Genomic DNA, 655 nt, shown 5'->3' on the forward strand with positions numbered 1-655 from the left:
AAGAACAACCCGCCCCCCCCCCCCCCCACCCGCCACTCTCGCCAGTAGAGGTCGACGCGGAATCGTTCGCCCCCACGCACTCCGAGCCACACCTGGAGCTCCGGTTCCGGCACGCCGCCCAGGACGAGGATCACCCTGATCAGGGACTCGAGCACCGACTCCGCGAGACCCGAGGTCAGGGCGGGCAGAGCGCGGGCGCGGGCCGCCCCGGAGCGACCCCTCGCGGCGTCCGCCTCCGCCTGCAGATCGCTCCGGGTGACCAGGCTCCGCCGGATCGCCGCATCGCCCGCGCACACCCCGCTCTCCAGACTGACCGTGCGTGCCACGTCGATGATCGTCCGCGCCGGCGACGTCACCTCAATCCCGTCCACCACCGTCGTCGACCCGACCACGGGCAGGTTCCAGCACGTCAACGCGCTGCTCCGACGGCTACCTCCGCCCGGACGGTGCCTGGTGGCGGACGGCCTGTCGAGCGGGACACCGTGGAGTGGCAGTCCGTGCAGCGCGAGCGCGGAGCCGTGCGAGATGACGGTCCCCGGCTCGATCGCCCGCGCGGCCGCCCGGGTGCGGTCGAGGAAGTCCCGCCGCGCCGCCTCGTACGACGGGACACCGGCGACTGATCCGGGTTCGTCGTCACGCTCGATGTACAGGCCGG

General features: G+C 73.3%; 1 pseudogene. It reads right to left on the minus strand.

The window, feature by feature from the left end:
- A pseudogene (locus B4M60_RS00270) lies at positions 1-655 on the minus strand (hypothetical protein); the annotation flags it as partial.

The organism is Dietzia sp. UBA5065, assembly GCA_002415925.1.
Classification (GTDB): Bacteria; Actinomycetota; Actinomycetes; order Mycobacteriales; family Mycobacteriaceae; genus Dietzia.